This is a genomic window from Stenotrophomonas sp. STEN046, from assembly GCF_056759755.1.
Map to the genome: position 1 here is coordinate 1 of NZ_JBRRDR010000022.1, position 18480 is coordinate 18480.

Annotated in this window: 18 protein-coding genes; 13 read left to right on the forward strand and 5 right to left on the reverse strand. The window is 66.8% G+C overall.

Annotated elements, in window-relative coordinates; all coding sequences use genetic code 11:
• Positions 1-223: 223 nt before the first annotated feature.
• Both ACVOLJ_RS11825 and ACVOLJ_RS11830 read right to left on the reverse strand, forming a co-directional pair.
• Entirely contained in the window at positions 224-766 is a 543-nt protein-coding gene (locus ACVOLJ_RS11825) for a WG repeat-containing protein (protein ID WP_475280413.1), read from the reverse strand.
• Positions 763-2469, reverse strand: coding sequence for an alkaline phosphatase (locus ACVOLJ_RS11830; RefSeq protein ID WP_475280412.1), 1707 nt, complete (start codon positions 2467-2469; stop codon positions 763-765). The genes ACVOLJ_RS11825 and ACVOLJ_RS11830 overlap by 4 nt, the downstream gene beginning before the upstream one ends.
• A 154-nt stretch (positions 2470-2623) precedes the next feature.
• Here ACVOLJ_RS11830 and ACVOLJ_RS11835 point away from each other — a divergent pair, with 154 nt between their 5' ends.
• The 7 genes from ACVOLJ_RS11835 to ACVOLJ_RS11865 all read left to right on the forward strand — a co-directional run bounded on the left by ACVOLJ_RS11835 (position 2624) and on the right by ACVOLJ_RS11865 (position 9709).
• Positions 2624-3958, forward strand: coding sequence for a dicarboxylate/amino acid:cation symporter (locus ACVOLJ_RS11835; RefSeq protein WP_093820690.1), 1335 nt, complete (start codon positions 2624-2626; stop codon positions 3956-3958).
• 230 nt (positions 3959-4188) lie between these two features.
• Positions 4189-4725 (forward strand): hypothetical protein, encoded by a 537-nt coding sequence (locus tag ACVOLJ_RS11840; protein ID WP_475280411.1) that lies wholly within the window; start codon positions 4189-4191, stop codon positions 4723-4725.
• Positions 4722-5336, forward strand: a complete 615-nt coding sequence (locus ACVOLJ_RS11845; protein ID WP_475280410.1) for a hypothetical protein — start codon at positions 4722-4724, stop codon at positions 5334-5336. The genes ACVOLJ_RS11840 and ACVOLJ_RS11845 overlap by 4 nt, the downstream gene beginning before the upstream one ends.
• A 44-nt stretch (positions 5337-5380) precedes the next feature.
• On the forward strand, positions 5381-6763 hold the full coding sequence (locus ACVOLJ_RS11850; protein ID WP_481564201.1) for an adhesin: 1383 nt from the start codon (positions 5381-5383) through the stop codon (positions 6761-6763).
• A gap of 140 nt (positions 6764-6903) precedes the next feature.
• Complete coding sequence (locus ACVOLJ_RS11855) at positions 6904-7608, forward strand: C39 family peptidase (RefSeq protein WP_475280408.1); 705 nt, start codon at positions 6904-6906, stop codon at positions 7606-7608.
• Positions 7609-7621: 13 nt separating this feature from the next.
• A complete protein-coding gene (locus ACVOLJ_RS11860) occupies positions 7622-8374 on the forward strand; it encodes a hypothetical protein (protein ID WP_475280407.1) in 753 nt (250 codons plus the stop codon).
• Positions 8375-8419: 45 nt separating this feature from the next.
• Positions 8420-9709, forward strand: coding sequence for a transporter (locus ACVOLJ_RS11865; protein WP_475280406.1), 1290 nt, complete (start codon positions 8420-8422; stop codon positions 9707-9709).
• 59 nt (positions 9710-9768) lie between these two features.
• Here the strand turns inward: ACVOLJ_RS11865 and ACVOLJ_RS11870 are convergent, their stop codons facing one another.
• The 3 genes from ACVOLJ_RS11870 to ACVOLJ_RS11880 form a co-directional block, all read right to left on the reverse strand.
• Entirely contained in the window at positions 9769-11121 is a 1353-nt protein-coding gene (locus tag ACVOLJ_RS11870; RefSeq protein WP_481564202.1) for a sigma-54 interaction domain-containing protein, read from the reverse strand.
• A 241-nt stretch (positions 11122-11362) separates the two neighbouring features.
• Complete coding sequence (locus tag ACVOLJ_RS11875; protein ID WP_481564203.1) at positions 11363-12139, reverse strand: C40 family peptidase; 777 nt, start codon at positions 12137-12139, stop codon at positions 11363-11365.
• 131 nt (positions 12140-12270) lie between these two features.
• Complete coding sequence (locus tag ACVOLJ_RS11880; RefSeq protein ID WP_475280477.1) at positions 12271-12810, reverse strand: C40 family peptidase; 540 nt, start codon at positions 12808-12810, stop codon at positions 12271-12273.
• A 111-nt stretch (positions 12811-12921) separates the two neighbouring features.
• Here ACVOLJ_RS11880 and ACVOLJ_RS11885 point away from each other — a divergent pair, with 111 nt between their 5' ends.
• From ACVOLJ_RS11885 to ACVOLJ_RS11910, 6 genes are all read left to right on the forward strand, one after another.
• Entirely contained in the window at positions 12922-13404 is a 483-nt protein-coding gene (locus ACVOLJ_RS11885; RefSeq protein WP_475280403.1) for an FKBP-type peptidyl-prolyl cis-trans isomerase, read from the forward strand.
• 99 nt (positions 13405-13503) lie between these two features.
• The gene (locus tag ACVOLJ_RS11890) at positions 13504-14748 is read left to right on the forward strand and encodes a DUF418 domain-containing protein (protein WP_481564204.1); all 1245 of its coding nucleotides are present in this window, start codon (positions 13504-13506) and stop codon (positions 14746-14748) included.
• A 159-nt stretch (positions 14749-14907) separates the two neighbouring features.
• Positions 14908-16266 carry a glutathione-disulfide reductase gene (gene gorA, locus ACVOLJ_RS11895; RefSeq protein ID WP_481564205.1) on the forward strand — a complete coding sequence of 453 codons (1359 nt, stop codon included), beginning with the start codon at positions 14908-14910 and terminating at the stop codon, positions 16264-16266.
• 148 nt (positions 16267-16414) lie between these two features.
• Positions 16415-17335: a DMT family transporter gene (locus ACVOLJ_RS11900; RefSeq protein WP_481564206.1), complete on the forward strand. Its 921-nt coding sequence runs from the start codon at positions 16415-16417 to the stop codon at positions 17333-17335.
• Positions 17242-17670 carry an MGMT family protein gene (locus ACVOLJ_RS11905; protein ID WP_481564207.1) on the forward strand — a complete coding sequence of 143 codons (429 nt, stop codon included), beginning with the start codon at positions 17242-17244 and terminating at the stop codon, positions 17668-17670. Before ACVOLJ_RS11900 ends, ACVOLJ_RS11905 begins: the two co-directional genes overlap by 94 nt.
• Positions 17671-17763: 93 nt before the next feature.
• The gene (locus tag ACVOLJ_RS11910) at positions 17764-18438 is read left to right on the forward strand and encodes a rhomboid family intramembrane serine protease (protein WP_475280398.1); all 675 of its coding nucleotides are present in this window, start codon (positions 17764-17766) and stop codon (positions 18436-18438) included.
• Positions 18439-18480: the final 42 nt, after the last annotated feature.

Sequence of the window (18480 nt, forward strand, 5' to 3'; positions counted from 1 at the left end):
CACCTACCAACAGCAGCCAGTACCAGCCGCCTCGGGAACCTGTCGGGGGTGGGGCGGTGTTGGTTGGCAGGACCCTTTGGGCCCAAGATAGGGCCCAACCCACCCCCACCCAAGGGTTTAAGCCGGGGACGCCCCCCCCCCCCCGCCCCACTCACAGAAAACCAGAGCCGCTTTTGATCTTGCTTCTGCTTCGGCAGGTGCAGGGCGCAGCCCTGCAAAAACCCTACTTGACCCGCCGACCCTTGCGATCGATGCGGAACCAGTCGCCGCCTTCCATCGGCGTATGCCCATCGCCATCGGGCGTGCCACGACGGCAGCCATTGCAGACCTCGGCCTCCCCGTCCTGGAACGGCCAGCCGAAGTCGAAAGTGGCCGGGATGACCTGGCGGAACTGCAGGTCGAAGTAGCCGATCCGGTTGCCTACGCGGCCGCGCAGCAGGCCTTCCTGCGCGGTTTCAGGGCCGTTGTCCCAGGTGATCACCGGCAGGCTGCGGCCCTTGCGGTTGACGTAGTGGAAGCCGTCGCCGGCATACACCACGGCCAGGCCGCGATCGTCATAGGGAAGATCGGCCAGGGTCTCCCGGCTGATCTGCGGCCGGCCATTGGCAACCTCGCAGCCGGGCAGCAGCCACAGACCGTGTTCTTCGGTCAGCACCTTGCAGGCCGGGCCCTGTGCCAGTGCACCGGCACTGGCCAGCACGCCCAGCAACGGCAACCACCCCAGGCGATGGCCGATGCCGCGCGGACGTGCCGGCCACGCCATCACTTGCCCTCGGCCTTGCGCTCGAAGGTGGCCGGTGCCGGCAGTTCAACCGGTACGCCCTTGTCGTCGCAGGTGCCGGCCGCGCACAGGCGATCACGCAGGGCCGGGGTGGCCTGCACGATCATGTGGTAGATCGCGTTCTGTTCCAGCGTGCCGCGGATCGCCTTGCTGCCGGGACCGCGGGCCCAGATGCCGACGTCTTCGCCGCCGTGCGATTCGGACTTCATCGGTACCAGCGCTTCCTGCATGTAGTCCGGATGCTCGGTGTCGACCGCGTGCAGGTCGGGGCGGCCGTTGGCCGGCTCGAAGCTGCTGGGGTTGTGCGGATAACGCTTGGGCCCCGCCGGCTGCTGGTTGCTGCTGCCGGTATGGCCGGGACCATTGGCGTAGCTCAGGGTGGTGTAGGGCTGGCCGTTGCCGTCCAGCGCGTAATCGAGCTTGCCGGCGCCGTCTTCACCGCCCTTGTCCTTCACCTTGCCCAGGATCGGGTTGCCGCGCGCCGGATAGCCGACGAAGTTCAGGGTGTGCGAGTGATCGGCGGTGACGATGATCAGGGTGTCATCGGCCGAGGTCAGTTCATTGGCCACGCGCACCGCGTCGGACAGCGCCACGGTCTCGGTCAGCGCGCGGTAGGCGTTGCCGCTGTGGTTGGCATGGTCGATGCGCGCGCCTTCGATCATCAGCACATAGCCTTCCTGGTGCTTGGCCAGGTTCCTGATCGCCGCAGCGGTCAGCTCGGCCAGGCTCGGCTCGCCGGCCGGATCCTGCGGGCGCTCGTACTCGTAACGCATGTGGTCCGGCTCGAACAGGCCGAGGATGGCCGGCGCGTTGGCGGCGGCCTGCAGCTGCTTGCTGTTCCACACATAGGCGCCCTGCGGGTGCGCCTGCTGCCATTCCTGTACCAGGCTGCGGCCGTCCAGGCGCTGGCCGACCTTGTCGTCGTACTCGGGGTCGCGCTCTTCCACCGTGGTGAATTCACCGCGGCCGCCGCCGAGGGCGACCAGCGGGCCGCGGCCGTAGCGCGAGGTCGACAGCAGCTGCTGGGCGATGTCCTTGCAACCGGCGGCCTTGGCCGCCTCGGTCAGGTCGGTGTCGTTTTCCCAGTTGCGCTCGGGCGAGTGCGCGTAGGTGGCGGCCGGGGTGGCATGGGTCAGGCGCGCGGTGGACACCACGCCGGTGGCCAGGCCGGCACTGTCGGCCAGCTGCAGCCAGGTCAGCAGGCCCTTGGACAGGCTGTCGGCACAGTCGGTGCGGCTGCCGGCGCTGACGCCGATCGCGCCCATGTGGGTCTTCACGCCGGTGGTGATGGCGGTCATGGTGCCGGCCGAATCCGGGGTCTGCGAATCGGTGTTGTAGGTCTTGCTGAACGCGGTGGCCGGGAAACGCTCCCACGACAACAGGTTTTCTTCGCCGGAGCCGCCCTTCTGCTGGCCTTCGTAGATGCGCGAGGCCGCCACGGTGGTCAGGCTCATGCCGTCACCGAGGAACAGGATGACGTTTTTGGCCTTGCCGGACATCGCGCCATTGGCCGCCGCCTGGGCGGCGCCGCTGCGGTACCACCACTGCGGGGTTTCACCGGCCGGATGGGCGACGGGGGCAACGGCAACCTTCAGGCCGGCCGGAGCGGAAGCAGGGGCGGTGCTGGCGCAGGCGCCGAGCAGCAAGGTGGTGGCGCAGGCGGCCAACAGGGAGACGGAACGGCGCATGGACGCAGGAATCTCACAAAGTGAAACGGGGTGTTCATTATGCCCGGCCTCGCAAGGCACGCCGATGACACACTGATTTGCCCGCCCGGCGGTCGTTCTGCGCCGCGCCTTGGGCTATCGTGCCAGCATCCCTTCCTTCCCCCCTGGATTGCCTATGAAGCTGGTCTCTGCCTGGCTGCGGATTCCATTCTGGCAGCGCGTGGTCGGTGGCTTCGTGCTTGGCGCGTTGGCCGGCTGGGCGCTCGGCCCGGCTGCTGAAACCTGGTTCGGCCCGCTCGGTGAGCTGTACGTCACCCTGATCAAGATGATTGCCGTGCCGCTGGTGTTCTTCGCGGTCATCAATGCGATCTCCTCGCTGCACGGCCAGAAGTCGGTTGCTGCGCTCAGCGGCCGCACCTTCCTGTGGTTCGTGATCACCGCCGCGCTGGCCGTGTGCGTTGGCCTCGGCGTGGGCACCGTGCTGCAACCCGGTGCCGGCGGCCTGCAGTTGTCGATGGCCAGCAACTACGTGCCGCGCGAAGTGCCCAGCGTGGTGCAGGTGCTGCTGGACGTGGTGCCGTCCAACGTGTTCTACGCACTGTCGGGCATCGGCACCAAGGTCAATGCGGCCGGTGAGACCGTGCTTGCCGCCGGACGTGGTTCGATCCTGCCGGTGATCTTCTTCGCCGGCCTGGTGGGCTTTGCCATCGTCAAGCTGGGCGAGAAGGTCACCGAAGCGCGCAAGCTGGTCGGGCAGATGAGCGACATCATGATCCAGGTGACCCGCTTCGTGCTGGAAGTCACCCCGATCGGCACCTTCGGCCTGATCGCCGGCCTGGTCGGCAGCTATGGCTTCGAAAAGCTGCTGCCGCTGGGTCACTTCGTGCTGGCGCTGTATGTCGCCTGCGCGCTGCATATCGTTGTGGTGTACAGCGCGCTGCTGCTGGCCCATGGGCTGAACCCGCTGAAGTTCTTCCGTGGTGCGGCGCCGGGCATGCAGGTCGCCTTCGTCAGTTCGTCCAGCTTCGCGGCGATGCCGGTGGCGCTGCGTTCGATCACCCACAATCTGGGGGTCAACAAGGACTACGGTTCGTTCGCCGTGCCGCTGGGCGCGAGCATCAAGATGGACGGCTGCGGCGCGATCTATCCAGCGCTGTGCGCCGTTTTCATCGCGCAGTACAGCGGCGTGCCGCTGACGCCGGAACAGTATGTGGTGGTGCTGATTGCCTCGGTGCTGGGCAGCTTCGGCACCGCCGGTGTGCCGGGCACGGCAGTGATCATGGCCACGGTGGTGCTGAGTGCGGCCAACCTGCCGCTGGAGACCATCGGCTATCTGTATGCCATCGATCGCATCCTGGACATGATGCGCACCATGACCAATGTGACCGGGCAGATGCTGGTGCCGGTGCTGGTGGCCAAGGAAACCGGGCTGCTGGACCAGGCGGTGTATGACAACCCGTCCACCAATGTCGGCATCGACGATCCCGATCCGAGCCCACCGCGCGCCTGAAGCGGCACTGCAACGGGCTGTATCAGCACCTGTAACACCGCTGATACAGCCCTTGGGCGGCCTTGCGCAGTGATGTTTCCTGCGCGTTAAGGCAAACGAAATCCGCACGCGGTTGTAACACCGGGGCGCCAGCCAGCGCCTTCGCCCGGCACAAGAAGCCCGCTGTGGGCGCCTTTCGAAGTTGGCACGGAAACTGCTTTGTCCCTGCGCATACGCAACGGGAGAGCGGCATGGACAGCAGCACCACCCAACCTGGTTTGTCCGCACGGGCGCTGCTGTTGTTGCTGCTTGCCTGCCCGTTGCTTGCCAGCGCCTCAGGCGCCCGCCAGGGCGTGAAGCCGCAGCCCGGCGAGATCGTGCTGCTGCGTGATGTGGCCACGCGTCCGGCCTATCGCATGGCGCCGCCCGGCATGGCGCTCATCGCCGATCCGAAGCCGCAACGCGAGATCGCCGCTGCACTCGGCAGCAGCGGTGCATCCGGCGGCATGGATGAACTCAGCGATGACGACTATGCCGGGCTCGGGGCGGGGCGGTCGGGCAGCGTCGCTGCACCGGGCGGCACCACGGTGGAGCGGGTGACCCAGCAGGCACTGGGAGGCACGCTGGGCCGTTCCGGCGAAGGCATGATGAGCGGCAGCAGCCTCAGCGGTGCGATGAGCGGCCCGCTGGGAGCGGTGGGAAACACCACGCGCGGCATCGGCGATACCGTACGCGGCGCGCTGTCGCAGTTCCCGATGGGCGCGCCGGCGCAGGCGGGTGGCAAATGAAACGCGCCCTGCTGCTGGTTGCCTTGCTGGCATCGCCCAGCGTGGCTCTGGCCGACGACTACAGCGGCATGCTCGCCTATCTGGATGTCGCGCGCATCGAAGGCCGCGCGTTGGCAGGCGCCAGTGGCGCGATAGCGATCAACCAGGCCGCCGGTGATCTCAACATCCAGGCCAACCTGCGTGGCCTGTCCAGCGCTGAACAGGCCGAGGTCGCCATCGCGGCGCGGCAGCAGCGCAGTGGCGATGTGGTGCTGTCGGCACCGCTGGATGCCAGCGCACATATCAGCGGTGAGGCCCTGGCCGGCGCCAGTGGCATCGCATCGATCAACCAGGCCAGCGGCATCGCCAACACGACGCTCAACGTCGTCAGCGCGACGCTGGCCCGGCGAGGAATACGCGAGTCCGATGACACGGCGCTGGCCGCCTCGGACATCGCGTCAGCAGGGGGGCAGGGCGACACCGGTGACGGTGTTGCGGCGGGTATCCGCAGCGTCGGTGTTGCATCGACGGCGTTGCGGGGCTTCGACGGTGTCCTGCAACTCAATCAGATCGCGGGAGCGCGCAACGACACGGCCAATGTGCTGGGCCTGGTCGTGCAAGGCAACCCGTGAGCATCAACCACCCGAACGTATCACCTGATGAGAGAGAGGGCACCATGAAAGCGACCGTCAAGCAGACCGTACTCGCCATGGCAATTGCCACTGCCTCGACCGCAGCTGCGGCCAATGGCTGGGACAACCAGAATGCCAATGCGAACATCAACCACAACCATGTCGTGACCGAAACCCGCAACGACACCCACAACCACACCGACAACGAAGTCCGCAACTGGACCCGCACCAACACCACGGTACGCAACAACACCGACACCTCGAACGTCAGCCGCACCCGTACGGTGAACGTCAACGAGCAGGTGCAGAAGAACAGCAACATCCAGGCCGACGAGCGCAAGGAAAAGAACAATCACGGCGTCGACGTGAACCTGGAGAAGGATCTGCGCCTGAGCTCGGACATCAACTTCTCGGGTGATCCGACCATCACCGGCAGCATCGACCTGGATTCGGCCGCGATCGCCGTGATCGACAACCGCCAGTCGATCAGCAACAACATGACCGGCAACAGCCTTGTCACCAACAGTGCTTCGATCGCCGATGATGTCGGCGCCGGTGCCTCCGGCAACCTCGGCTTCAACGTGGTCGCCGGTGACAACAACGCACAGGACAACGCTGCATCGCTGTCCGCCGCTGACGCCTCCTTCAGCTTCGGCATGGCCGATGCCGAGGTGTTCGTCAACCAGGCCGGCTTCGGCAACACCACCATGAACTCCGGCGTCACCAACGCGGCCGGCCTCGGTGGCAATGCCTTTGGCGGCGCGTCGGGCAACATCGGCGTGAACATCGCGTCGGGCAACAACAACGAGCAGAAGAATGCGCTTGCCGCCTCGGTGGCGACCAGTGCGATGGCGCAGTCCAGCATCAGTTCCAACCAGGTGTCCAGCGGCAACACCGTGTCCAATGCCGGCTTCGTGCAGTCCTACACCGATACGGTGCAGGTCGGCCTGAGTGGCCGCGTCGCTGGCGGTACCCTGGCCGTGGGTGCCGGTACCTACCGCGGCACCGGCAATGCCTACCAGATGGCCAACTACTACCTCGATACGTGGAGTGGCGACCTGCCGCATCCGGGTGGCAACGCAACCGGGCACATCGATCTGGACAACGAGATCCAGAACGCAACGATGAACCCGAACCGGCCGGGAGTGGGTGGCCTGGGCTTCGATACGCGTGAAAGCGGCACCAGCCAGTTCGTCGAACTGGGCGTGGCCGACCTGTATGCCAGCTTGAGTGGCACGGTCAGCACCACCCGCTGGGTGAACGTCGATGCGACCAACACCTCGGCATTGTCCGGCAGCGCGTTCTCGGGTGCGTCCGGCAACATCGGCGTGAACGTGGCATCGGGTACCGGCAACCTGCAGGCCAACAGCCTGGCCCTGGCCGTGGCGCAGCCGAGCACCGGCGGTGGGACCGGCGGCGGCGAGTGATCCACGGTGTGACCGCTTTCGCAGCGAACCTGCGTTGAGCGCAACAAGCCCGGCCATCCGCCAATGGCCGGGTTCCCCCGGGGGCCCCTGTCCCTCCTCCCCCTTGGGGCAGGGGCTCCTTCCTTGCACTGGAGAACACCATGGCCGGTCGTCGCTGGTACCTGCGTCTGTTGCCCTGCCTGCTGCTGATTGCCAGCACCCACGGCTGGGCGGGCGAGGTGGTGTTCAGCGGCGTGCTGCCCAACGGCGCACTGCTGCAGCAGAAGGTGGAAAGCATGCAGGAGCGGCGTTACCGCAACCTGGTGCGGCAACACACCGACTACAGCTGCGGGGCGGCCGCACTGGCCACCATCCTGCGTTATGCCTACCACCTGGACACGACCGAGGCGACGGTGATCGAGGGAATGATGGGGGTTTCAGATCCACAACTGGTAAAGGAACGCGGCTTTTCGCTGCTGGATATCAAGCGCTATGTCGAATCACTGGGCATGCGTGGGCGTGGCTATCGCATCGACGAATCGCGCCTGCGCACCCTGCGGGTACCGGGCCTGGTGCTGATGGATGTGCGCGGCTTCCGCCATTTTGTCGTGCTGAAACAGGTGCGCGATGGCGTAGTGGAAGTGGCCGATCCGATTCTCGGCAACCGCAGCCTGTCACTGGCCGAGTTCAGCGCGGCATGGCCGTCGCGTGCGGTGTTCGTGGTGATCGGCAGCGACTTCGACCGCAATACCGCGTTGCTGCAACCCAGCGAACGGCCCAGTGCCCGCGCGTTGTATGCGCGGCAGGGACCGATCACCGATGCCGAACTGGTCGACTTCGGTTTCAGCCACGCCGACCTGTTCTGAAGGAGGCACGATCATGCAATGCCAACGTGTAGTGATGGCCCTGCTGCTGATGCTGCCGATGTCGCCGCTGCTGGCGGCGGACGGCGCACCGGGCCGTGGCCTGAAGGAGATACCCGATCCCGAACTGAACCTGATGCGTGGCCGCTACACCGTGGGCGGCAACAACGTGGCCTGGTTCGGAGTGACGATGATTTCGCAGTGGCAGGGCCCCAACGGCGCGAGCGTGCGTGGTGCGCTCACCCTGGGCATGGATTTCCGCAGTGGCGGTGCGCCCAAGCTGAGCTTCCAGCCCAGCGTGCACGTTACCGCGGCCGATGCGCCACTGCCGGCCAACGCCGGGCGCAGCATCGACAGTGCCGGCCTGGCCAATGCCAGTGGGCTGGTGCAGAGCGTGCAGGTGGCAGGTGACGGCAATACCGCACGCAACATGACCACGCTGACCGTGCGTGATGGCGCGGTACCCACGGCAGTGGGTGAAGAGGGCAGCCGCATCGTCCAGGTGCAGCAGGGTGGGGCCAGTGCCAGCGCCGTGCTGGATGGCAACCAGGCCCGGCTGATGCTGCAGGTCGATGGCCAGAGCCTGGTACAGCAGTGGATCCGCAATGGCAGCGTGGGGCAGGGCATCGCCCTGGCCGGCGACGGCCAGATCGCCAGCAACCGGCTGCAGCTGGAGCTGGTTCGCAACACCGTGGGCAACAACCTGCCGCTGAGCCAGAACGTGGCGCAGGCGATCGGGTTGAACCGCGGCATGGGCCCGGGCCAGTAACACGGCCCGGTCAGGGGGAATCGAAGCACAACGCAGGTCACCGACATGCACACTTTCTTCCGGCTTACCCCGTTGGCGCTGGCGGCGCTGACGGCCACCGCCTTCGCCCAGCAGCCTGCGGCCACTGATGGCGCCGACATGCAGGCCCTGATCGCGCAACTGGAACAACTGAAGGCCAACTACGCGCAGGAGGTGCGTCGCCTGCGTGAACTGGACATGCAGGTGCAGGCGATGCAGTCACGGCTGAGCGGGCGTGCCGGTGCAGGCGCAACGCCTGCCGCACCGCTGGCGTCGGCGGCCGCCTCGGCCGTTCCACCCAGCAGCGAGGGCTATGCCAGCAGCGCCGCCGAGGCGCAGCAGGCCAAGCAGGAAGCGCGGCGCAGCGTGGACGACGTCAAGCAGCAGCAGGCGGCATTGTTCTCGCGCCGGTTCACCATCGAGAACGGGCTTACCTACGCCCGCTACGACCGCAAGCAGCTGACCCTCAATGGCTTCCTCGCACTGGATGCGATCTTCCTTGGCAACATCGCGGTGGAGAACGTCGAGTCCGATTCGTTGACCTACAACCTGGCCGCGCGCTGGGGTGTCAGCCCGAACCTGACCCTGAACATGGACGTGCCCTATCTGGCCCGGCGCACCGTCTACCAGAAGGGCGGTGCCGGTGGTGCCGCCGCAGCGATCGCGCAGGAAGAAACCAACGGCAGCGGCATCGGTGACATCGGCGTGAGCGCCAACTACCGCGTGTTCGGTGAACGCGGCTGGCGCCCGGAAACGGTCCTCACCGCCGGTGTGACCGCACCGACGGGTCGCGCACCGTATGGCCTGGACTGGAAGGTGATCGAGCGCGACGACGATGATTACATCCGCTTTGCCGTGCCGCGCGAGCAGCCGACCGGCAACGGCGTGTGGCAGGCCAACCTGGGCGTGTCGATGGTGAAGACCGCCGATCCGGCCATCCTGTTTGCCAACGCCGGTTACGTGCATTCCTTCCCGCGCGGTTTCGATGACATCGACAGCAACCCCGACACGGTCAACCCGGGTGAGGTGAAACTGGGGGGCTCGGTGTACTTCGGTGCCGGCGTGGCATTCGCGTTCAACGAGCGCACCAGCCTCAGCATTTCCTTCAGCGACAAGATCAGCACACGGGCCTCGACCCGTTACCAGGGCGGGCAATGGGTGAAGGTGATCGGCAGTGATGCCAACGCCGCCTCGCTCAACCTGGGCGTGACCTACGCCCTGAACCAGCACACCACGTTGGTGACCTTGCTGGGCATTGGCCTGACCCCGGATGCGCCGGACTTCACACTGGCCTTCAAAGTGCCGTACATGTTGTAGCGGCGGGCCATGCCCGGCGGCTCGTCGGTGGCTGCCGGGCATCCACGCATGGCGTGGTTCTACCGTTGCGCCGGCAGCTCCAGCTGATGCTTGCGGCACAGCCGGTACACTGTCACCCGCGAGACCTGCATGTGCCGCGCGCACGCCGAGACGTTGTAACCATGTTGGCGCAGTGCCTGCAGCAGCACATCGCGTTCCACCTGGCCACGTGCATCCTGCAGCAGCGCGCGCCCTGCCGGCGCGTCGGCTGCGGCCAGGTCGAGGTCGGCCGCGCCGATCAGCTCGCCTTCTGCCACGATCGCTGCGCGTTGCACCCGGTTCAACAGTTCGCGCACGTTACCCGGCCAGTCGAACCCGCGCATCGCCTGGCGTGCGCCGGGGTCGAACCCGCGTGCCCGGCCCGGGTGGCGTTGGCGGAAGCTGCGCAGGAAGTGCTCGGCCAGCAGCAGGATGTCGCTGCCGCGCTCGCGCAGCGGAGGCATCGGCAGCCGCAGGACATTCAACCGGTAATAGAGGTCGCGCCGGAACCGGCCCTGTGCCACTGCCTGTTCCAGCTCGACGTGGGTGGCGGCCAGTACGCGCACATCCACCCGCAGCGGTTGATTGCTGCCCACCCGCTCCAGCGTGCCCTCCTGCAGCACCCGCAGCAGGCTGGTCTGTGCGTCTGCGGGCAAATCGCCCACTTCATCCAGGAACACGGTGCCGCCATGGGCGGCTTCGAACAGGCCTATGCGACGCTGTGCGGCGCCGGTGAATGCGCCGCGTTCGTGGCCGAACAGTTCGGATTGCACCAGGTTGGCCGGAATCGCACCGCAGTTGACCGCGAGGAAGGGCTGCCCGCCGCGCCCGGACAGGGCATGCAGGGCTTGAGCGGCCAGCTCCTTGCCGGTGCCGGTTTCGCCGGTTATCAGCACGGGCAGCTCGACCGGTGCGAACTTGTGCAGGGCGGTACGCACTGCCAGCAGGGCGCTGCTGTCGCCGATCAGGTCAGGCAGGCCGCCGCCATTTCTAACAGGGGCAGGCGCTGTGTCGTCGTCCGCACAGTGCCGCAGCATTGCCGTCAGCAGGCCCGGCAGGTCCAGCGGCAGTGAGAACTGCTGCTGGCAGGCTCGCAGGAGCGCGACCCATGCGGGGGGCGGGCTGCCCAGCCCCGGCGGCAGTACCGCAATCCAGGGCAGATGGTGGTGCTGTTCGATCCAGGGCAGCAGCAGCGCGATGGCCTGCGCATCAAGATGCCGCAGGTCCACCACCGCCACCAGATGGTCGCGACCGCGCAGGCCGACTGCCATGCTGGCGCAGGGGATGACGCTGCGCAGCTGCCAGCCAGCGGCGGCCAGCGCGGTGCGCTCGTTCGCCTGCGGCTGGCCGAACCAGATCACGCAGCGTGATGGAATCTCCAGGCTTGCCGCCATGCCTTCCCCCAGCATCCGGGCATCACGGGCGGCCGAGCCGTACAACCCGATGCGCCGCCCCGCGCCGGGATGCTGTGGCCGAACGCGGTCGGCCGGTCGCGGCCAGGACGACCGTGACAACAAGCACCAACGCAGCGGGCGGCGGCCAGCGGCCATTCTTGAATCGCCCAACAAGGCAATGCCCAACAAAAAAGCCGCTGCAGGGCAGCGGCTTGTCAGGCAATGCGAGGGCGGCCCCGGATCAGAGGTCGACCCGGCGCGCCTGCATGAACTTGTTGCCCCAGTAACCGGTGAGCAGGGTGTCCACGCGGACGTCCTTGCCGGTGCTCGGGGCGTGCAGGAAGCGGCCATCGCCGACATAGATGCCGACGTGGTCGACCCGGCCCTTGCGGCCGAAGAACACCAGGTCGCCGGCAGCCAGGGCGGCGCGATCATTGATCAGTTCTGCATTGGCGTCGTGCGCCATTTCGCGCGAGACGCGCGGCAGTTCGATGCCCAAGGCGGAGCGGAACACGTAGCCGACCAGACCGCTGCAGTCGAAGCCGCTGTCCGGGTTGCTGCCACCCCAGCGATACGGGGTGCCCAGCAGGGTCATGGCCCGGCGCAGCAGTGACTGCACCTTGCCGTTGTCGGCGGTGCTGGCCACCACGACGCCGCCGTTGGCGACGCTGCTGGTGTCGTAATTGGCAAGAAGGCGGCTGAGGTCGCCGGCCACCATGGCCGAACGGTCCATCAGGGGAATGGTGTCATTGGCAGCCAGATGCGGCAGCAGGGCGGCCAGGGTGGCGCTGGCGGCGGCGTCGGCGCGGCTGCGCTGCGGGGCAGCGGCGTCGGCCTTGGCGGCGACGCGGGAGGCGGTCTCGGCCGCGGGGGCCGGGCTCGCATCGGTACGGGTGGGAGCAGACTGCGACCAGGCGGGAAGGCTGGTCAGACACAATGCCAGGCCCAGCAGAAGCGGGCGGGCACTACGCGAAGAAGCGGCTGTGTGGCCTTGGCACGTCGGGTCGTTTGTCGTCACGCGTCGGTCACAGGAAAAAAACGATGGGGCATCATGCCCTGTAAAAGCGGCAATAAGTTAAAAATTCCGTTAATAAACCGTTAGTTGGCAGGTGATGTCCGTCACAGTTTTAAACATATCGCCTGTTCATTTTAGCGAAGAACACGTTTCGCCCCTGTGTAATGGTCTTTCCAATAGGGGCCGCTGAGCGAATCCAGGCGGACCGTGCCGCCGGTGCTCGGGGCATGCACGAAGCGCCCTTCACCGACATAGATGCCGACGTGGCTGACATTGCCGCGGCTGCCGAAAAACACCAGATCGCCGGTCGCAAGGCGCTTGGGATCGATCTTCGGGCCCTGCACGGCCGCAAGGTCGCGTGAGGTGCGCGGCAGCTTCAGGTCCAGCATCTCGCGGTAGACATACGCGACCAGGCCGCTGCAGTCGAAACCGGATTCAGGGGTGTTGCCGCCATAGCGATAGGGCGTGCCGACCAGGCTGATGGCGCGCATCAGCACCGAATTGGCCGCTTCCGGGTTGTCCGGTACGGTGCTGGGCCAGCTTGCGGCGGGCGGTGGCGCGGCGGGGCGGACGGCCTTGCCGCCGCCACAGGCGCTCAACAACAAGGGCAGGGCCAGCAGCAGGGCGGGGGCGAGGAGCCGGCGCGGGCCGGACGAAACTGGCGTGATGAGCATGATCTCCGGATAATGCGCCACCTTGGATAGGCCGTCATGATGGCGGCGTCCCCGCCGGGCGACAACCCGCCCCAACCCGCCTGCCTCCGGCAGATCCAGACAGAGTTGCGCATGAAGATCGAAAAAGACCGCGTTGTCCGCTTCCACTACACCGTCGCCGAGGCCGGCCAGGCGCCGATCGAATCGTCCAAGGACCGCGGCGAGCCGCTGGCGATCCTGATCGGTCACGGCAACATCATCCCCGGCCTGGAAAACGCCATGATGGACAAGGAAGCCGGCGCGACCTTCAACGTCGACGTCAAGGCGGCCGACGCTTACGGCGAACGCCGTGACGGCCTGTCCCAGCGCGTGCCGAAGAAGCACTTCGGTACCGCCAAGCTGGTCCCGGGCCAGCAGGTCGTGCTGCAGACCAACTTCGGTCCGCGCGCTGTGACCGTCCAGAAGGTCGGCATGAGCGTGGTCGACGTCGACCTGAACCATCCGATGGCCGGCAAGGACCTGCACTTCGACGTTGAAATCGTTGAAGTGCGCGAAGCAGGCAAGGAAGAGATCGAACACGGCCACGTCCACGGTGACGGCGGTCACCAGCACTGATCGCGCTGCGATCGTGATGGCAGCAACGGCCCGCTTCGGCGGGCCGTTGCGTATCTGGAACAAGGCAGCGCCATCCATGGCCTGCGGCCCGACGGCATAATGGCGGACCTGCCCGCCGGATGCCCCGTGAACGCCGCTTCCCACTCCCTGCAGCCGGTGGCTTCCGGCGAACGCATCGCGCTGCTGGATGTACTGCGTGGCTTTGCCCTGCTGGGCATCCTGCTGATGAACATCGAGGCGCTCAGCGGACCGCTGGACCTGGCCTTCACCGGCATCGATGCGCACTGGCAGGGGCTGGACTACTGGGCCGATGCGTTCGTCTATGTGTTCGTGCAGGGGAAATTCTTCACCCTGTTCTCGTTGCTGTTCGGTGCCGGTTTTGCGGTGATGGCGCAGCGCGCCGAAGCGGCCGGTCGTGACTTCTCCCCCTTCTACCTGCGACGCAGCGCCGGCCTGCTGCTGATCGGCCTGTGCCACGCGCTGCTGGTGTGGTCCGGCGACATCCTGGTGCTGTATGCCCTGGCGTCGCTGCCCTTGCTGGCGTGCCGCGAAGCGCCGCGCAGCTGGCTGCCATGGATGGGCCTGCTGGTGTATGCGCTGGGCGTTGCGCTGATGCTGCTGGTGGGCACGATGGTGTCGATGGCCACGCCGCAGGATCTGCAGAAGATGCTGGTGGACGCGCAGCAGGGCATCGACCAGCAGCGCCTGGTATATGGCCAGGGCGACTGGATGCAGGCCAACGCGCAGCGCCTGCATGAATTCGGTGCAGCACTGGGCGGGATGTTCATTTCCGGGCCGGAGGTGCTGGGCATGTTCCTGCTGGGCGCCTGGTTCGCCGGCAGCGGCGCGTTGACCACGCCCGAGCGCTTCGGGCGGCTGTATGCGGGCCTGCGTTGGGTCGCACTGCCGCTGGGGCTGCTGGTGACGCTGCTGGGCGTGGTGTGGAAGCCGTATCTGGCGCCGGGCGTGTATGACCTGCCGACCACCACGGCGATGGCACTGGTGGCCGTTGGCGGTGTACCGATGTGCCTGGGCTACCTGGCCTGGATCGTGCACTGGCGTGCGCGGCTGGGCTGGCTGGCGCCGGTGGGGCGCATGGCACTGACCCATTACCTTGCCCAGTCGCTGCTGTGCACGCTGTTGTTCAATCACTACGGCCTGGGCTGGTTCGATGTGATGCCGCGCGCGTGGCAACTGCTGTTCGCGCTGCTGCTGTTCAGCGCCCAGGTGGTCATCAGCCACCTGTGGCTGCGCCGTTTCCGCTTCGGCCCGATGGAATGGCTGTGGCGGGCGATGACCTACCGGCAGTGGCCGTCGATGCGGCGCGACACCGTGCGGGGCTGATCGATGCGAGCCACGTAATGGCCACCCTCACGTCTGTCCTGCAGCAGTGCATGGCATGCTCGGCAGCAACGTGCGTTGCGGCAGCGTCCAGCAGTCCGCGGAATTCCCGGCGCATGCGCGCCTGCCACTGATCCTGTTCCCTCGACTTGAGCGATCCCGATGAACACGCCTACCTATGATTACGACCTGATTGTCCTTGGCGGTGGTTCCGCCGGCCTTGCAGGCGCCATCCGCGCAGCGCAGTACGGCAAGCGCGTGGCCCTGCTGGAACCGGGTGAGCTGGGCGGAACCTGCGTGAACGTGGGGTGCGTGCCGAAGAAGGCGATGTGGCTGGCGGCCGATCTGCATGAGCGCATCGGCCTGGCCAGCGCGATGGGTTTCGACGTGCCTGCGCGCCCGGCGCTGTCGTGGAAGGAACTGGTGATCCACCGCCAGGCGTACATCAGCAACATCCACACCAGCTACAACAAGCGCCTGGATGAAACCGGGGTGGTGCGTATTCCGGCGCGTGGTCATCTGATCGATGCGCACACCGTGGCCTGCAGCGATGGCGTGCATTACAGCGCTGCGCAGATCCTCATCGCCACGGGCGCGCATCCGCAGCGGCCCGACATTCCCGGCGCGGAACTGGGTCTGGTATCCGACGATTTCTTCGACCTGCGTGCGGCGCCCGCCGAGGTTGCCATCATCGGTGGTGGCTACATCGCAGTGGAACTTGCAGGCCTGCTGCAGGCACTGGGCAGCCGGGTCAGCCTGCTGGTGCGCGGCGAGCGCCTGCTGGAACGCTTCGACCACGAACTGACCGCACAGCTGGCCGAGAACCTGCGCCAGCAGGGTGTCCGCATCCATTTCAATTACCGGCTGCGTGAACTGCAGCGTGATGGCGAACAAGTGCGTGCCATCGGCCATGACGGCCCGGGCGAGAGCGTGTTCGACGCCGTGTTCTTCGCCACCGGCCGCCGTGGCAACAGCCGTAATCTCGGGTTGGAAGCACTCGGTATCACCATTGGCGAGCATCAGCAGGTCGAGGTCGATGAGTGGCAGACGACCGCCGTGCCGAGCGTGCATGCGGTGGGTGACATCGCCGGCAAGGTCGGGCTGACGCCGGTGGCGGTGGCAGCGTCGCGGCGCCTGATGGATCGCCTGTTCGGCAGCCGACCCGAAGCGAAGATGGACTATGAAAACGTACCCAGCGTGGTGTTCTCGCATCCGCCGCTGGGGGCGGTGGGCATGAGCGAGGAAGACGCGCGCGCCCGCTACGGGCAGGTGACCGTCTACCACAGCCGGTTCCGGCCGATGCTGCAGGCGTTGGCCAACGGAACCCAGCGCAGCCTGTTCAAGATGGTCTGTGCCGGCCCGGAGGAACGTGTTGTCGGCATCCATCTGCTGGGCGAGGGCGCCGACGAGATCCTGCAGGGCTTCGCCGTGGCATTGAAGATGGGTGCGACCAAGGCGCAGTTCGATGACACCGTGGCGATCCACCCGACCTCGGCCGAGGAAGTGGTGCTCATGCGCTGAGCCGGGCTGCGGGCGCAATCTGCGTTCCCCCTGCTAGGGTAGATCCACGCCATGCGTGGATGGCGGATGGCTCCGTCATTGGCGCCATGCGACAATTGACGGCGCCCCGCCTTGCTTGCGCCGCCCCAAGCGGCCCGCCGTCGTCCTGATGTCCCTGCTTTCCTCCCGCATCGCCACCGCTTCCCCGCGCATCGCACTGGGCGGCATCGGCCTGGCCGCGATTGGCGCCATCGCGGCGTCCGGCAAGGCGATCATCGTCAAGCTGGGCCTGCGCCACGGCGTGGATGCCACCACCCTGCTTGCGCTGCGCATGGTGATGGCGCTGCCCCTGTTCGCACTGATGGCGGTGTGGTCGGCCCGCCGCGCCGAGCCATTGTCGTGGGCCGACCGCGCCCGCGTGCTGTGGCTGGGCTTTACCGGGTACTACCTGTCCAGCCTGCTCGATTTCCAGGGCCTGCAGTACATCAGCGTGACCCTGGAACGGTTGATCCTGTACTTGAACCCGACCCTGGTGCTGCTGATCAACGTGTTGCTGGCGCGGCAGCGCCCCGGTCGCTGGCAGGTCGCCGCGCTGCTGCTGAGTTATCTGGGCGTGCTGATCGCGTTCGGCCACGACCTGCAGCGCGAAGGCGGCCAGATCATCCTTGGCAGCATTCTGGTGCTGGGCAGTGCGCTCAGCTACGCGCTGTACCTGTTCGGCAGCGGCCAGGTGGTCGCGCGCATCGGCGCGGTGCGGTTGACCGCCTATGCCAGCTGCGTTGCCAGCGTGCTGGTGCTGCTGCACTTCGCCATCACCCATCCACTGCCGCTGCTGTGGCAGGCGCCGGCTGCGGTGCAGTGGCTGTCGCTGGTCAACGCCACCGTGTGCACCGTGTTGCCGGTGCTGGCGATCATGCTGGCAGTGCAGCGTGTCGGCTCGTCGCTGGCGGCGCAGGTCGGTATGCTGGGCCCGGTTTCCACCATCGTGATGAGCCTATGGCTGCTCGACGAACCGATGGGGCCGGCGCAGATCGCCGGCACCGTGCTGGTCCTGCTCGGCGTACTGCTGGTGACCCGCCTGCGGCGCTGACGCCGGAGCAGGCGCGTGCGCGCATCCTGGCGGTGATCCATGCGATTCCTGCCGGGCAGGTGATGGGCTACGGCCAGGTGGCGATGCGTGCTGGCCTGCCTGGCCGCGCACGCTTGACCGCGCGCATCCTCGGCCAGAACGACGACCCGGCCTTGCCCTGGCACCGCGTGCTGCGCTCGGACGGCCGCATCGCAATGGCGGAAGGTTCGGCCGGCTGGCGTGAGCAGTCCCAGCGGCTGCGTGCCGAAGGGGTGCAGGTGGAGAACGGCCGGGTGCGCATGCCTGCGGCCGATCCGCAGGCGGCGCTGGATGCCGCGGTGTGGGGACCGGGCTGAGCAGCGGCGGCGACTGAACGCGCCCGGCCGCCCGGCCGCCAACAAGTCACGGTGCTGCGGCTATGATGGAGGCCGTTCCATGCCGGTGTCCCCATGTTCCCGCGACTGCCAACTGTCACCAAGGCCCTGCTGATCGCCAACGCGATCCTGTTCCTGCTGCAGCAACCGTTCCTGCTCGGCATGCAGACCTTCGAACCGTTCATGCTGCAGCCGTTGCAGCAGGGCTTCGACGCGTTTTCGCCTGGCGGCAACTTCCAGCCGTGGCAGCTGCTGACCTATGGCTTCCTGCACGGCAGCTTCGGCCACCTGTTCTTCAACATGCTGGCAGTCTTCATGTTCGGCGCACCGCTGGAGCAGACCTGGGGCGAGAAGCGCTTCCTGCTGTACTACCTGGTCTGCGTGGTGGGTGCCGGTCTGTGCCAGCTGCTGGTGGGATCGATGCTGGAAAACCCGGCCACGGTGCTGGGTGCGTCCGGTGGTGTGTTCGGCCTGCTGCTGGCGTACGGCATGCTGTTCCCTAACCAGCGGGTGATGCTGCTGTTCCCGCCGATTCCGATGAAGGCGCGCACGTTCGTGATCCTGTTCGGTGTGGGCGAACTGGTGCTGGGCATGACCGGTTGGCAGCCGGGCGTGGCGCACTTCGCGCACCTGGGCGGCATGCTGTTCGGCTGGCTGCTGATCCGCTACTGGCGCGGGCAATCGCCGTTCAACAAGCGGCGCCCGCCGGGCCCGCCGAAGCGCCCGAACCATCTGCGCAGCGTCAAATGATCCGAAGGAACATCTGACGCTGTGGGTGCCAACCGTTGGTCG

Bases quoted from the DNA above. Each gene is read 5' to 3' on its own strand.
- gorA (WP_481564205.1), top strand. From the start codon at position 14,908: ATGAACACGCCTACCTATGATTACGACCTGATTGTCCTTGGCGGTGGT.
- ACVOLJ_RS11845 (WP_475280410.1), top strand. From the start codon at position 4,722: ATGAAACGCGCCCTGCTGCTGGTTGCCTTGCTGGCATCGCCCAGCGTG.
- ACVOLJ_RS11855 (WP_475280408.1), top strand. From the start codon at position 6,904: ATGGCCGGTCGTCGCTGGTACCTGCGTCTGTTGCCCTGCCTGCTGCTG.
- ACVOLJ_RS11870 (WP_481564202.1), bottom strand. From the start codon at position 11,121: ATGGCGGCAAGCCTGGAGATTCCATCACGCTGCGTGATCTGGTTCGGC.
- ACVOLJ_RS11835 (WP_093820690.1), top strand. From the start codon at position 2,624: ATGAAGCTGGTCTCTGCCTGGCTGCGGATTCCATTCTGGCAGCGCGTG.
- ACVOLJ_RS11905 (WP_481564207.1), top strand. From the start codon at position 17,242: ATGGCTGCTCGACGAACCGATGGGGCCGGCGCAGATCGCCGGCACCGT.
- ACVOLJ_RS11890 (WP_481564204.1), top strand. From the start codon at position 13,504: ATGGCGGACCTGCCCGCCGGATGCCCCGTGAACGCCGCTTCCCACTCC.
- ACVOLJ_RS11830 (WP_475280412.1), bottom strand. From the start codon at position 2,469: ATGCGCCGTTCCGTCTCCCTGTTGGCCGCCTGCGCCACCACCTTGCTG.
- ACVOLJ_RS11865 (WP_475280406.1), top strand. From the start codon at position 8,420: ATGCACACTTTCTTCCGGCTTACCCCGTTGGCGCTGGCGGCGCTGACG.
- ACVOLJ_RS11900 (WP_481564206.1), top strand. From the start codon at position 16,415: ATGTCCCTGCTTTCCTCCCGCATCGCCACCGCTTCCCCGCGCATCGCA.
- ACVOLJ_RS11840 (WP_475280411.1), top strand. From the start codon at position 4,189: ATGGACAGCAGCACCACCCAACCTGGTTTGTCCGCACGGGCGCTGCTG.
- ACVOLJ_RS11885 (WP_475280403.1), top strand. From the start codon at position 12,922: ATGAAGATCGAAAAAGACCGCGTTGTCCGCTTCCACTACACCGTCGCC.
- ACVOLJ_RS11860 (WP_475280407.1), top strand. From the start codon at position 7,622: ATGCAATGCCAACGTGTAGTGATGGCCCTGCTGCTGATGCTGCCGATG.
- ACVOLJ_RS11850 (WP_481564201.1), top strand. From the start codon at position 5,381: ATGAAAGCGACCGTCAAGCAGACCGTACTCGCCATGGCAATTGCCACT.
- ACVOLJ_RS11910 (WP_475280398.1), top strand. From the start codon at position 17,764: ATGTTCCCGCGACTGCCAACTGTCACCAAGGCCCTGCTGATCGCCAAC.
- ACVOLJ_RS11880 (WP_475280477.1), bottom strand. From the start codon at position 12,810: ATGCTCATCACGCCAGTTTCGTCCGGCCCGCGCCGGCTCCTCGCCCCC.